Source organism: Streptomyces sp. NPDC059455 (assembly GCF_042750115.1).
Lineage (GTDB): Bacteria > Actinomycetota > Actinomycetes > Streptomycetales > Streptomycetaceae > Streptomyces > Streptomyces endocoffeicus.
The window spans coordinates 1-13,640 of the sequence record NZ_JBHYVB010000122.1; the positions used below are offsets into that span (position 1 = coordinate 1).

Sequence of the window (13,640 nt, forward strand, 5' to 3'; positions counted from 1 at the left end):
GGGCGGGGGCGGCGGGGTGGCGGGGGGCGTGGGCCGCCGCCAGCAGCAGGACGGACGCCACGAGCAGCCGGGTGCGACCCGGTCGGGGGCGGCCGATCCGTATCCCTCGTGTCTCATGAGTCGGCATGGACCTACCGTCCAGTAAACCTGAGGGATCGTCAACTGCTCACGTTCGAAGAGCAGTTCGGTGCCGAGGCGATGTGGTTACCGTTGGAAACCGTGCCCCAGGGCCGCACCGGCCTCCGGCGCCCCGAGGGAGTCCGGTCCGAAGGAGACGACACCGTTCGTGGTCAGGCCGCTCGCCTGGCCGCGCAGCGCCCAGGCCGCACCGCTGGTGGACTGGGCACCGTCCTCGTCGGGCGCGCCCACGGCCAGGTCGTCCTTGCCGTCGCCGTCGGTGTCGGCGAGCCCGGTCGCCATGGCGAAATGGTCGCCCGCCTCCGCGACACCGGGGACACCGGCGGTGTCCTGGGTGAACGCCTGGGCCCCGGTGCCGGACAGCCCGCCCCGGCCGCCGTAGAGCTGGACGACGCTGCCCGCCTCCTTGACCGAGTCCAGGCCCTCGTACGGGATGCCGACGGCGATGTCCGCGTAGCCGTCGCCGTTGACGTCACCGGAGCTCAGCGAGTAGCCGAACTGGTCGCCGTCCTCGTTGACGCCGGGGACGCCCGCGGTGTTCTGGTCGATGGTCGTGGTGCGGGTGGTGCTCGGTCCCGACGCGGTGCCGTAGAGGACCTTGAGCGTGCCGTGGTCGTACGGCAGGTTCTCGACGACGTCACCGGGAACGGTGCGCAGCACCAGATCGCCGTGGCCGTCCTTGTCGACGTCGCCGATGGTGGCGGAGGCGGCGTCGGTGAGGTCGGCGGCCTTCTGCGACAGGCCCTTGTCGTCGCCCTTGAAGAACAGGCTGGACTGGGACATCTCCTCGAAGGCGTGGGTGGAGACGAGGTCATCCTTGCCGTCGCCGGTGATGTCGCCCGCGGTCAGACTGGTCGGCGCGTCGAACCGGCCGGTGTCGGAGAAGGAGCTGCCCGCGTCCTTGCCGTCCCGGGTGAACGGACCGAGTCGGACGCGCACTCCGGTCTTCTCGTCGTCCGGGCCCTCGCCGGTGGTGACGACGTCGACCAGGTCGGCGTGGCCGTCACCGTTGAAGTCGCCGCCCGCGATGACGCTGTCACCCCAGTGGTCGCCGTTGCCGGCGGGCAGCTGGGTGCCGCCGGTCAGCCCGTTCGGCGAGCCCCACAGGACCGTGAGGGCCGGGGACTTGCCGGTCTGGACCGCCAGATCGGTGTAGCCGTCGCCGTCCAGGTCGCGGGCGACGGTGTGGGCCCCGAAGTACGCCGACGCGGCGGGGTCGCCGGGGACGCCCTCGGTCGCCTGGCTGACGACCTGGCGGTGGGCGGTGTCCGCGCCGGAGGCGGAGCCGTAGACGACGGCGACATAGCCGGCCTTGGCCTTGCCGCCCACCGTGCCGGCGGGGGCGGAGACGGCCAGGTCGGCGCGTCCGTCCTTGTTGAAGTCGACCTTCGGAGCGGCGGCCGCGGCCGGGCGGGCCTCGGCGGCGCCCGCTGGGGTTACGGCGAGTAAGGCGGGGGTGGTCACAAGTGCGGCCACCGTCGCGCAGCGCACGACGGTGGTGAGGGAACGGGGGCGCACACTTCCTCCTGCTCGTTGATGAGCGTTTACCTCATGTACACCCAGCAGGACCCGTGACGCCGCCTCAGGGTTGCACAGCAGCTTCCAACGATTTCCCTAGTCCATCTCGTTCACATAGCGGAACACGCCCATCATGTGCGTCTCGTCGATCTCCTCCTCGGGCGCCGCCACGCACTCGGCCAGGCGTTTGGTGAGAGTGTCGGCGTCGATCCCGGTGCCGATCAGCACCAGCTGGGTGGTGCGGGGCTCACCCCGCTCCCAGGGCGAGAGCTGGAAGCGGAGGTACGAGCCGACCGTGTGCAGCCCGAACTTCCGCTCCCGGCCCGCGCCCGCGAAGTGGAGGAACCCCTTGGCGCGGTAGAGGCCCACCGGGCGGCTGTCGAGGAAGTCCATGAGCCGACGCGGATGGAGCGGCTCGGCCGCGGAGAACTCCACGCTCTCGTAGGCGGCGTGGAGGTGGTCGCCGTGGTCATGGCCGTGGCCGCGGATATCGTCCCCGCACCCGGCCCCGGATGTCTCGTCGGCCCATACGTCGGCGAACGAGAGCTGCCGGAAGCCTTCCTCGGCGGTCTCGCGGGGCCGGTGGTCGAAGAGGAGAGCGGGGTCCACGCGCCCGTGCGCGGCGGTCACGACCGGCACACCGGGGGCGATCTCCTGGAGGGTCTCCAGCAGACCCCGCCGCTCGTCCTCGGCGACGCGGTCGGTCTTGTTGAGCACGACGAGGTCCGCGGCGCGGACATGGCGGTCGAGCTCGGGGTGGCGGACGCGGGTGTCCGGGAACTCCGCGGCGTCCACCACCTCCACCAGGCCGCCGTAGACGATCCGCTCATTGCTGCTGGACAGCAGCGCGCGGATCATGCTCTGCGGCTCGGCGAGGCCGCTGGCCTCGATCACCACGACATCGATGCGCAGCTCGGGATCGGTGAGCCGCTCGAGCATCTCGTCCATCTCGGAGGCGTCCGCAGCACAGCACAGACAGCCGTTCTCGATCGGGATCATCGAATCGACCTGCCCGGCGACGGCCAGGGCGTCGATGTTGATCGATCCGAAGTCATTGACGATGACGCCGATCCGGGTGTCCGCGCTGTCCCGCATCAGATGGTTGAGCATGGTCGTCTTGCCGGAGCCCAGAAAACCCGTGACGAGAATGACCGGAATCCGTTGTGTGGCCAAGGCTGTGTCTCCGTGCGGCGGTTCGTGGCGTTCTCGGGTGACCGCTCATGCTATCCGTCCGCGGGCCGGGCCCCAGACACCCCCCCCCCCCAAAAAAAAACACCACAAACCAATAAAAAACCCCCCCCCCCCCCCCACCCCGCGCGAGCCGCCCCCGCCGCGCGCCCGCGCGCGCCCCCGCCGCGCCCCGCGCGCGCCGCGCGCCGGGGGGCGGGCGGGGGCGCGCTCCGCCGGGCGGCGGCGCCCGCCCCCCCCCCCACGTCAGCGAACCCCGTCAGGGAATCTCGATCCCCGCCTCCGCCGAGAGCCGGTCGATCTCGGCCAGCTCGGCGTCGCTGAAGTCGGGCGAGTCCAGCACCGCGACGTTCTGCTCCAGCTGGGCGACGCTGCTCGCGCCGATCAGCACCGAGACCACCCGGGGGTCCCGCAGTACCCAGGCGAGCGCCAGCTGGGCGAGGGTCTGACCGCGCCCCTCCGCGAGCTTGTTGAGGGCGTGCAGCAGGCCAAGCCGCTCCTCGGTGAGCGTCTCACGCTTGAGGAAGTGGCCGAGCGCCATGCGTGAATCGGCGGGCACCCCGTGCAGATAGCGGTCGGTGAGCTGCCCCTGCGCCAGCGGCGAGAAGGCGATGACCCCGACACCCGCCTCGGCGGACGCCTGGAGCACCCCGCCCTCGACCCCGCGCTGGAGGAGCGAGTACGGATGCTGGTTGATCAGGTACGGGGTGCGCAGCTCCTTCAGGATCGCGGCGGCCTCGGCGATCGCCTCCGGCGGGTAGTTGGACAGGCCCGCGTACAGCGCCTTGCCCTGGCGCACCGCGCTGTCGAGGGCGCCCATCGTCTCCTCGAGCGGGGTGTCCGGGTCGAAGCGGTGGGAGTAGAAGACATCGACGTAGTCCAGCCCCATCCGGGACAGCGACTGGTCGAGGCTGGCCAGGACGTACTTGCGCGAACCCCACTCGCCGTACGGCCCCGGCCACATGAGGTATCCGGCCTTGCTGGCGATGAAAAGCTCATCGCGGTAGGGGCGGAAGTCCTGGGCGAAGATCGAGCCGAAGTTGCTCTCGGCGCTGCCGGGCGGCGGACCGTAGTTGTTGGCCAGATCGATATGGGTGACGCCCAGGTCGAAGGCGCGGCGCAGCACCGCGCGCTGGGTCTCCAGGGGGTGGGTGTCGCCGAAGTTGTGCCACAGGCCGAGCGAGACCTTCGGAAGCAGCACACCGCTGCGGCCGCAGCGCTGGTACTGCATGGAGTCGTAGCGGTTCTCGGCGGCGAGGTGGACCATGCGTCGTCCTTGTCCGTACGGTGCGGTTGGGAGCGGACGGGCCGTGGGGACGGCCCGCCCGCCTGAGCTTGTCAGCTTTGGGCCAAAGTGGCGACCTCATTAGCGCTGAGTGTCCTGCCGTACACACGGACGTCGTCGAACGCGGCCTTGAGGTACGGGTCCGGGTACTGCGACTTGCCGAGATAGCCGGCGCGGATGTGGTTGCCGAAGTGGACGGGCTCGACGGTGACGGCGGTGTTGCGCCCCACCTCGCGCCCGCCGACGTAGAGGACGGCGGTGCCGCTGCCGTAGGCGACGGCCACATGGACCCACTGGCCGGTGGGCAGCGGGGCGGCCTCGATGCGCTGCTCGGCCCCGCCGCCGCCCGCGGTGATGGCGAAACGCAGCTTTCCGGAGTCGGCCACGGGGGTGAGGAACATATTGGCGGTGACACCCGTGCCGATGTCGAAGATCCGGGTCCAGGTGGCGGGGGTGCCGTCCAGCCGGACCCAGGTGGCCAGAGTGTAGGCACCGGCGCCGGCCAGGAGGTCGTCGGCGAGGACGACATGGCCGTCCGTGCCGTTCAGGGCGACCGCGCCACCGGTCCTGCCCGCCGCCCAGGAGGCGCCGCCGACGAGCCGGCCGGTCTTGCCCCGGCCGGTGGCGTCGGCCGCGGTGGTGCCGGAGGTCTCGTCGAAGCGGTGCCAGGCGGCGAAGGCGGGCGGCGGGGTGGGCGGCTGCCCGGTCAGCCAGTACACGTTGTAGTGCTGGTGGTGGACGCGGGCGACCGGCAGCAGGGTCACGCTCTCCCCACTGGCCGTGGCGCTGAACCGCAGCGGGCTGATGGCCGTCTGCGACACGGATCCGGTGTCCAGGCGCGGCATGGTCATTCCGGTGCGGCCGCCGTAGGCCCCGGCGAGCACCACCGGCCCGTAGAGCACGGCCTGGACGTCGGGGTCGTCGGGGGTGGGGTCGAACGTCAGCTTCATCGGCAGGGTCACCTCGACCCGGTCGCCGGTCTTCCACTGGCGGTCGATGATCAGCCAGCTGCCGGGGGCCGGCCGGTCGGCGAGGGCGGTGCCGTTGAGCGTGGCGCGGGCCCCGGCCGCCCAGGAGGGAATGCGGACGCGCAGTTCGAGGGAGGCCGCGCCGGAGGTGACGGTGAGGGTGGTGGTCTGCTGGTCGGGGAAGCCGGTGGTCTGGCGCCAGGTGATGCCCTTGTCCTGCCAGCGCAGCTCGGAGGGGATGAAGAGGTTCACCAGCAGGCTGCGGTCGGCGTGGGTGTAGATGGTGTCCGCGAACTTGGCCTGGGTCTCCATGCCGCTGCCGTGGTCGCAGGAGAAGTTGTCGTAGTCGGTGGAGTACTGGTTGGGGTCGGTGCCCATGAAGGACGGCTGCTGTTTGAAGGAGCCGGGGGCGAGGCCCGTGTAGTAGATGTTGAAGCCGTGGGCCGAGTCCGGGTCCTGCTCCCCCAGCATCTGGTTGAGCAGGGTGCGCTCGTAGTAGTCGAGCAGGTCCACCCGCTCCGGTGCGTGGAAGTGGATCAGCCGGGTGAGCTTGAGCATGTTGTACGAGTTGCAGTTCTCGCAGCAGTTGTTCGAGAGCTGGGCGGCGATGGCGTCGGGCTCGTGGAACGCCTCCCCGTTGCTGTTTCCGCCGATGACGTAGGTGTGGTGATCGGTGACGATCTTCCAGAAGTTCTCGCCGATGGTGCGGTAGCGGCTGTCGAGCCCCTCCTCCCACAGCCGCATGGCGCCGACCATCTTGGGGATCTGGGTGTTGGCGTGCAGCCCGGCGAGCTGGTCCTCGTTGCGGGCCAGCGGGTCGAAGACGCGGGCGTGGGTGAAGCGCTCGGCCACCTTCAGCCAGCGGCTGTCGCCGGTGATGGCGTGCAGATCGGCGAGGACGTCGTTCATGCCGCCGAACTCGGTCTGCAGCACCCGCTGCATCTGGTCGTAGCCGAGCTTGCCGGTGCGGGTGTCGACCCAGGCGGCCTGGCGCTTCACGGTCTCCAGGGCCTCGGCGTTGCCCGCGAGCCGGTACTGGTCGACGAGCCCGGCCATGATCTTGTGGATGGTGTAGTACGGCGCCCACACCCCGGTGCCGGCCTCCAGCCGGTCGAAGAAGCTCTCGGGGAACGCCGAGAGATAGCCCTGGCCGTAGCCCGCGGCCGGGGACTTGGCCTGGCAGGCGGCGAGCGCCGAGACCAGCTTGCGGCCCTTGTCGAGCAGGGCGGTGTCACCGGTGGCCGCGTAGCTGAGGGCCAGCCCGGACAGCAGGTGGCCGGTGCTGTGGCCGCGCAGTTCCGTGCTGGGGCTCTCCCAGCCGCCGCAGGGCTGGGCGCTGCTGGGGAGGCCCACGTTGAGGCGGAAGGTGTGCAGCAGCCGGTCGATGTCGACGAAGCGCAGATAGGCGGTGTTGCGGGACTGGTTGTCCTTGAAGGCGCCGGGGAGCAGGGTCACGGCGGTGAGCGGGAAGGGCTGGGTACTGGTCAGCGCCTTGGGTTCGCGGTGGGTCGCGGCCGGGGTGGTGGCGGGGGCCGCCGCCGCGGTGGTGGCTCCGGCGGTGACGGTGAGTGCCACGGCCGCGGCGCCGGAGGCCGTGGTGGCGATGAAGTGCCGTCTGTCGACTGGTTCGCTCATGACTTCCCTCACTGAGGTTCGAAATTACGAACAATGTCCGTCAGCCGCGCCGCCACTGCTGGTTGGCGCCGCCGGTGCAGCTCCACTGGAGGAGCGCCGCCTTGTCCGCGGTGGACCCGTCCGCGACATCCAGGCACTTGCCGCTGGAGCGGGCGGTGAACCGGACGTAGCCGTCACCGGTGTCGGTGGCCCGCCACTGCTGGTTCGTCCCCGTGCCACACGCCGACTGGACCACGGCGGCGCCGTCGGCGGTGGAGCCGCCGGCCACCGTCAGACACTGCGAGCTGTGCCGGGCGACCAGCTGGACCTGGCCACCGCCCACGTCCCTGGCCCAGAACAGCTGATTGCCACCGCCGTTGCAGGCGTACTGGACGGCCGCGGCGCCATCGGTCTGCGAGCCGGAGACGATATCGGCGCACTTGCCGCTGTGCCGCGCCATGAGCGTGGTGTACGGACCGCCGGAGCCGGTCACCGTCCCCGCCGCCGTGTCGATGGTGAGCTGCGGATACCAGTCCATGGTCAGGGTGGTGGCGGTGGGGAAGGCCAGCGGCAGCCAGACGTAGCGCGAGTCGTTGACGGTGCCGCCGAAGGAGTTCCCCCAGCGGTCGCCCAGATAGAGGTACGAGGTGGTGCCGCTGCCCTGCACCGGCAAGACATACGCGGTCTGCGAGCCGTAGGCGGTGGCGTCGCCCACGTTGCGCATCGCGCTCCAGGGGCCCGCCAGGCTGGTGGCGGTGGCGTACTGCTGCTGGTTGGGGTTCCAGCCGGTGGCGCCGGAGGTCAGCATGAAGTACACGTTCCCGCGCTTGAAGAGAGCCGGTGCCTCGCGGTGGCCGCCGGGCCAGGGGTTGGCCACCAGGCTCGCCACCCCGGTGTAGTCGTCGGTCAGCCGGTAGATGTGCAGGTCGTAGTTGTCCCGGGCGGCCGAGACCATGTATCCGGCGCCGTCGCCGTCCTGGAAGAGGGTGATGTCCCGGGACATGTGCTGGCCCAGCGGGCGGAAGCTGCCCCGCCAGGTGTAGTCGCCGTCGATGGTGGCGGAGGTGGCGACGGCCGCGCGCGCCTCGCTGTAGTCGCTGCCGTTCTCCTTGTGCATCCACATCACGTACTGCCCGGTCCGCGCGTTGTAGAGCACCTTGGGCCGCTCGATGTTGGCGGAGGCCAGCTCGGGGTCGGTGGCCTCGGTCAGGACATGGCGGCGGAACTCCCACGTCTTCAGATCCGTGGAGCGATAGGCGGAGACATAGCGGAAGGTGTTGTCGGCGTTGCGGTTCTCACCGAACCAGTAGTAGTAGCCGCCGGACTTGATGACTCCCCCGCCGTGGGCGTGCACCACCTCGTCCGATGTGGTGGTGAACTGGGTGCCGTTGGCGACGGTGACCGGGGCGGCCTGCGCCGCGCCTGCTCCCGCCAACGGGGCGAGCAGCCCGAGGACGGCGGCCACGACGAGGGTCCACAGACGTGCCCTGGGACGTCCGCGCATCACACGGCCTCCTTCAGGACGGTGAAGTGGCGGGCGAATCCGGTGAGTCCGGGCAGTTCCCGGATCGGGGTCCAGGTCCGGAAGCCGTCGAGGCTGTCGCTGTAGTAGTACTTCTGCTCGGTGTAGCCGTCGAAGTAGATCCGCCAGCCGCCGTTGTCCAGGCGCACCAGCGCGGGACCCTCGCGCCAGCTGCCCCAGCCCGCCCAGTCGCCGGTGCCGCGGAAGGTGTACGGCCCGCCGAGGCTGCCGGCCGTGGCGTGCTCGATGTACTTGGTCGTCTCCTGCTTGGTGAAGGCGTGGTACTGCCCGGCGTGGCGGACCACGAAGGTGTCGATGTAGTTGGCGGTGTCCAGGCCCTTCAGCGGTGTGGGCGTGGTCCAGGACGACAGCGAGGCGTTGGTGGCGGTGAGCAGATGCGGCCGGAAGATGTAGTCGGGTGTGGAGCTGGTGTCCAGCGACACGATGATGTGGACGCCACCGCCGTCGTCCACGAAGAACTCGGGCGCCCAGGTGCGCTCGAGACCGGCCACCGGGAGGGTGTGGTTGCGGACGAAGGTCCAGTTGACACGGTCGCGGCTGCGCGCGAAGCCGATGGTGTTCCCGGTCCAGTTGGTCGTGTGGACGATGTAGTAGTAGCCGTCGGTGTGCTTGATGACGCTGGGGTCGCGGATCAGTCCGGACGGCGGGGTGTAGGCGGGTCCCTTCAGCAGTGTGTACGTGGTCGCGTCGGACGACTGGTAGACGTACATGTTCGACTCGCTGCTGTTGGTGAACGCCGTCATGGTGAAGCGGGTGGCGGCCGTGGTGTCCCGCGCGGGCGCGTCGGCCACGGGCACACCGAAGTCCGGGGTGCCATCGGTCCTCCAGCCGAGCGCCTGGACTCGGGTGTGCCGGTTGGGGTCGTTCAGCGGGTCGCCGGTGATGTCCTTGTACTGGCGGGCGTGGTAGACGAGGAGGTCGGTGCGGCCGTCCTCGGCGACGGTGAAGGAGTTGTGGCCGGGCCCGTACTGCTTGGTGGTGTCATTGCTGGTGAAGACCGGCTGCGGACTCTTCTTCCAGGACGCGGCGGTGAGCAGGTCGCTGCCGGCGGAGGCGGTCAGGAGCCCCATGCAGTAGTTGGCGTCGGTGGCGCTGGCGGAGTAGGTGAGGAAGACCCGGCCGTTCCGCTGGAGGACCGAGGGGCCCTCGTTGACCTTGAAGCCACGGGTCTCCCAGTCGTACGTGGGCCGGGAGATCTCCACCTGGGGCCCGGTGATGGTCCACGGATTGGCCATCCGGGCGAGGTAGATGCTCGAGTTGTTGCCGACGTCCGGGTTGCTCTGGGCCCAGACGAGATAGCGGGTGCCCTGGTGGGTGAAGGTGGAGGCGTCGAGGGAGAAGGAGTCGACGGGCGTGACAATGCGGCCCTTCTCGGCCCAGGTCCCGGCCAAGGGGTTGGCGCTCGCGTTCTCCAGCACCCACATCCGGATCTTCCAGACGTCGTCGGCGGGCGCCGAGGCGAAGTAGATGTACCACTTGCCGTCGATGAAGTGGATTTCCGGTGCCCATATGTGGGCGCCCATGTCGCCGCTGGTGTGCTTCTTCCAGATCACCGACTCGGCGGCGGTGGTCAGCCCGCCGATGGTCCTGGAGCGCCGCAGGACGATGCGGTCGTACTCCGGGGCGGTGGCCGTGAAGTAGTAGTAGCCATCCGTGTGCTTGAGGATGTGCGGATCGGCGCGCCGGCGCACCAGCGGATTGGCGTACGCGAAGGCCTTGGCGGCCTCTGGCGACGCGGCGGGGGTGGCGGCCCGCGCGATGCCGGGTGTTCCGGCGGCCGCCCCCAGGACGAGGGCGCCCATCACCACGCGTCTGCGGCTGGGCTGGTGCTCTGCACTGCGGCTCATACGGTTCTCTCCTGCTCTGGCGGACGATGCGCCTGACATCGGACGGGCGTGCTGCCGTCTATCGGACGGGCTCGATGCCGGTCTGCGTCGGGCGGATCTTCTGGATGGTGCCGTCGGGGTCGAACCGCATCCGGTCGATGGCGACTTCGCGATGGGTGCCGTCGCCGCCGGGGCGGGCGAAGCGGTGGTAGACGATGTACCACTCGTCGCGGCCCGGGACCTGGATGACGGAGTTGTGGCCGGTACCGAGGATCTGATCGCCGGGGTCCTTGGCCAGGACCGGGTTGCCCGCCGCCTTGGTGAAGGGGCCGAGCGGTGAGTCGGAGACTCCGTAGGCCACGCGGTAGTCCGGGCTGCGGGTGTCGTCCTCCGACCACATCGCGTAGTAGCGGCCCGCGCGCTTGAAGACCGTCGGGGCCTCGTTGTAGCCGGGCGGGGTGATCTTCACCGGCTGGGTGGCGAAGGAGACCATGTCGTGATTCAGCCGGGCCGCTTCGAAGGCGCCCTGCCCGAAGTAGAGGTATGGGGTGTCGTCGTCGTCGATGAAGGCGTCGGGGTCGATGGACTGATGGCCGAACTGCCCCTTGGCGACCAGTGGTTTACCGAGGGCGTCGATGAACGGCCCCTGGGGTTTGGAGGACTTGGCGACGCCGATGGACTGGCAGGCGCTGAAGTACATCCAGTAGGTGTCGCCCTTCTTCACCACCGAGGGGGCCCAGGCGTGTCCGTGGCACCAGGAGACATCGGCGAGGTCGAGGGCGGGGCCGTGGTCGGTCCAGTGGACGAGGTCGGGTGAGGAGAAGCCGTTGAAGCGGGTGCCGCTCCAGCCGGGGTGACCGTCCTCGGTGGGATAGATCCAGTACCGCTCCTCGGCGTACATCACATCGGGGTCGGCGTGGTAGCCGGGCAGCGCGGGGTTGGCATCGCCGGGCCGCACGGTGGCGGTCTCCCGGATCACGGTGCCGTGGCGAACCACCCCCGACAGGCCGGGCAGTTCCCGTTTGGGCGTCCAGTGCTCCAGGTCGGGGCTGTCGCTGTAGTAGTACTTCTTGACGGTGTAGCCGTCCATGAACATGCGATAGCCCCCGCCGGGCAGGGCGACGATCGTCTGGCCCTCCAGCAGACTGCCCCATCCCGCCCAGTCGCCCTTGCCGGTGAAGCGGTACGGGCCGGTGACGCGGTCGGCGACGGCGTGCTCGATGAGTTCGCCCGTGGCGTTCTTGGTGAACGCGTGATAGGTGGCGCCCTTGCGGACCACGAAGGTGTCGATGTAGCCGTTGTAGTCGCTCTCGCTCGGCGAGATGCCCTCGAGCGGCTGGGGCTCGCTCCACTTGGTGAGGGTGTCGTCGAGGGCGGTGAGGACGTAGGGCTGGAAGTGCCGGTAGGCGGTGGGTCCGGTGGACAGCGAGACGACGATGCGGACCTTGCCGTCGGGCGCGTCGGTGAAGAACTCCGGTGCCCAGGTGTTGTTGGCGGCCACGCCGTGGTCGATGTCGGCGAGATGGGTCCAGGTGCGGCGGTCGTCGCTCACGGCGAGGCCGAAGGTGGTGCCGGTCCATCCGGTGGTGTACGCGACGTAGTAGCGGCCGCCGCGGTGGATGACGCTGGGGTCGCGGACGAGGCCGGAGGGCGGGGTGTACGCCTTGTCCTGGATCGACCAGAAGTTCCCCGCGTCGTCGGACCCGTAGACGTACATATTGCTCTCGCTGCTGTTCGTGAAGGCGGTGAACAGATAGCGGGAGACCGTGGTGGACTGCCGCACGGCGCGTCCGCTCCCGTCGCTCCGGTGGTGCTCCGCGGCGTGCACACGGTTCGCGGTGAGGGGGACCACGAGAGCGAGGGCGGCGAGCAGCGCGAGCAGCACCGCCGGCGCTCTCCAGGGTCGGGTGGCATGCGGGGGCATCAGAGGGCTCCTGCGATCCGAAGTGATCGAATTTGTTCGGAGATTAAGGGTTCTGATGACTTCCGACAGCCCCTGGAGAGGGTGCGAAAGTTTCGAAAACCGTGGAGCCCTGGAGGACGCGCGATGAAGTGGTGGGCTGAGGGGGCGGCTTCGCGACGCGGCGAAGGGAGCGGTCCGGCGACGCGGTGACGGGATGGATCAGACGAAGGTCTGGCGCTGCAGCCAGAGGTCCCTGGCGGTTCCGCTGCCCTGGATGAAGACGTACAGCAGGTTCTCCTCGTTGAGGATGGGGACGCCGATGCCCGCGGAGCCGACGACCCCGCCCAGGGACTGGAAGCCGCTGTACGCCGTGCCGTTCTCCGTGTTCTGCACGGCGACCCACAGGGCGTTGTCGGTGGCCTTGATGAACACGTTGATCCGGCCGTCCTGCGCCAGGGCGCAGGTGGGCCGCCAGACGATCTGCGCACCGAGGCTCACGGGAGCGCCGAACGTGTCGTAGTCGTCGCTCTGTCCGACCCGCCGGACGGACCCGTCGGAACCCCGGTAGAAGATCTGCACCCGTCCCGCCGCGTCCAGGCACACCGATGGGCGGCTGGTCACATTGGTGGCATTTTGCGAGAACATCTCCCAGGCGGTGGAGTTCGCGATCTGCTGCTGGATGGTGTACAGGGTCTCGCCCGAGCCCTTGACCGCCACCACCAGCCGCCCTCCCCCGTCGAGAATGGGCGAGGGCGTGGCGAAGATGGCACCGCCCAGCGATGTCGCGGAGGTGTAGGTCTCGTACTGCAGATCCTGGTTGCGGATGTACCACAGGGCGTTGTCGGTGCCGGGGAAGAACACATAGATGCCGCCGTCGGCGCCGAGCGCCGCGGCCGGGTCGTCCCCGATGCCGGTGACCAGGGTCTGGGGCGGTCCGTAGCCGGAGTTGATGGAGGTCTGGGTGATGACCTCCAGATTGTTGCTCGGGGTGCGGTAGAAGACCCGGACCTTTCCGTCCTTGCCCCGGATCGGTGCCGGGATGCCCTCGACGGACACGCCCGGGTACTGCTGCCACGGCCCCCAACTGCCGTCGCGGGCCTCCACCCTGCTCCACAGAACGTTCGACCCGCCCCGGATGAAGACCTGCACCCGGTCGTCGGCGAACGTGACCGGGGCGGGCTCGGAGTGGATGCCGCCCTGGAGATTGATCCAGGTGCCCCAGACGGTGCCGGGAGTGGTGGAAACGACCATGAGAGGACCTCCTCTTCTCGTGAGGCCTGGTGAGGACTCATGAGGCGCCACGAGAGCGCGCGGATACACCGTCAATTCCCGGGGCAAGCATGGCGGATACCTGAAGAAGGCAAGATGTACGGATATGACCGACTCATTGCCATGAGAGGTTGCTATCGGATTGGACGCGCTCGCTTGCTTCGGAATTCGTCCTGCGAGAAGAGCGATACTGATCGCGAGCCCGGCGGCACCCTTCGCCTTCTTAGCCCTCTTCGCCCTCTTAGCCTCTTCGTCAATTGACCTTCCCCCTTGGGGAAGCCCGAGCATCGTGGTGGGGGGGGGGGGGGGGCCGGGCGCCGCGAGGGGAGGGTGCGGGGGGGGAGCACGAAGGTGAGTAGGCGGGAGCGGCGGCGGGGCCCCCCCCAGC

Annotated in this window: 8 protein-coding genes; all 8 read right to left on the minus strand. The window is 69.5% G+C overall.

Annotated elements, in window-relative coordinates; translation table 11 throughout:
• Positions 1–204: 204 nt before the first annotated feature.
• The 8 genes from ACFXB5_RS33945 to ACFXB5_RS33980 all read right to left on the minus strand — a co-directional run bounded on the left by ACFXB5_RS33945 (position 205) and on the right by ACFXB5_RS33980 (position 13,234).
• Positions 205–1,656, minus strand: coding sequence for an FG-GAP-like repeat-containing protein (locus ACFXB5_RS33945; RefSeq protein ID WP_385215211.1), 1,452 nt, complete (start codon positions 1,654–1,656; stop codon positions 205–207).
• A 96-nt stretch (positions 1,657–1,752) separates the two neighbouring features.
• The gene (locus ACFXB5_RS33950) at positions 1,753–2,829 is read right to left on the minus strand and encodes a CobW family GTP-binding protein (protein WP_385215214.1); all 1,077 of its coding nucleotides are present in this window, start codon (positions 2,827–2,829) and stop codon (positions 1,753–1,755) included.
• A 274-nt stretch (positions 2,830–3,103) separates the two neighbouring features.
• Positions 3,104–4,111 carry an aldo/keto reductase gene (locus tag ACFXB5_RS33955; protein ID WP_182468468.1) on the minus strand — a complete coding sequence of 336 codons (1,008 nt, stop codon included), beginning with the start codon at positions 4,109–4,111 and terminating at the stop codon, positions 3,104–3,106.
• A gap of 71 nt (positions 4,112–4,182) precedes the next feature.
• Entirely contained in the window at positions 4,183–6,732 is a 2,550-nt protein-coding gene (locus ACFXB5_RS33960; protein WP_385215217.1) for a beta-L-arabinofuranosidase domain-containing protein, read from the minus strand.
• A gap of 40 nt (positions 6,733–6,772) precedes the next feature.
• A complete protein-coding gene (locus tag ACFXB5_RS33965) occupies positions 6,773–8,215 on the minus strand; it encodes an RICIN domain-containing protein (protein WP_385215220.1) in 1,443 nt (480 codons plus the stop codon).
• A complete protein-coding gene (locus ACFXB5_RS33970) occupies positions 8,215–10,101 on the minus strand; it encodes a family 43 glycosylhydrolase (protein WP_385215222.1) in 1,887 nt (628 codons plus the stop codon). The genes ACFXB5_RS33965 and ACFXB5_RS33970 overlap by 1 nt, the downstream gene beginning before the upstream one ends.
• 58 nt (positions 10,102–10,159) lie before the next feature.
• Positions 10,160–12,004 carry a family 43 glycosylhydrolase gene (locus ACFXB5_RS33975; protein ID WP_385215225.1) on the minus strand — a complete coding sequence of 615 codons (1,845 nt, stop codon included), beginning with the start codon at positions 12,002–12,004 and terminating at the stop codon, positions 10,160–10,162.
• Between the two features lie 198 nt (positions 12,005–12,202).
• Positions 12,203–13,234, minus strand: a complete 1,032-nt coding sequence (locus tag ACFXB5_RS33980) for a hypothetical protein (protein WP_385215228.1) — start codon at positions 13,232–13,234, stop codon at positions 12,203–12,205.
• Between the last annotated feature and the right edge of the window lie 406 nt (positions 13,235–13,640).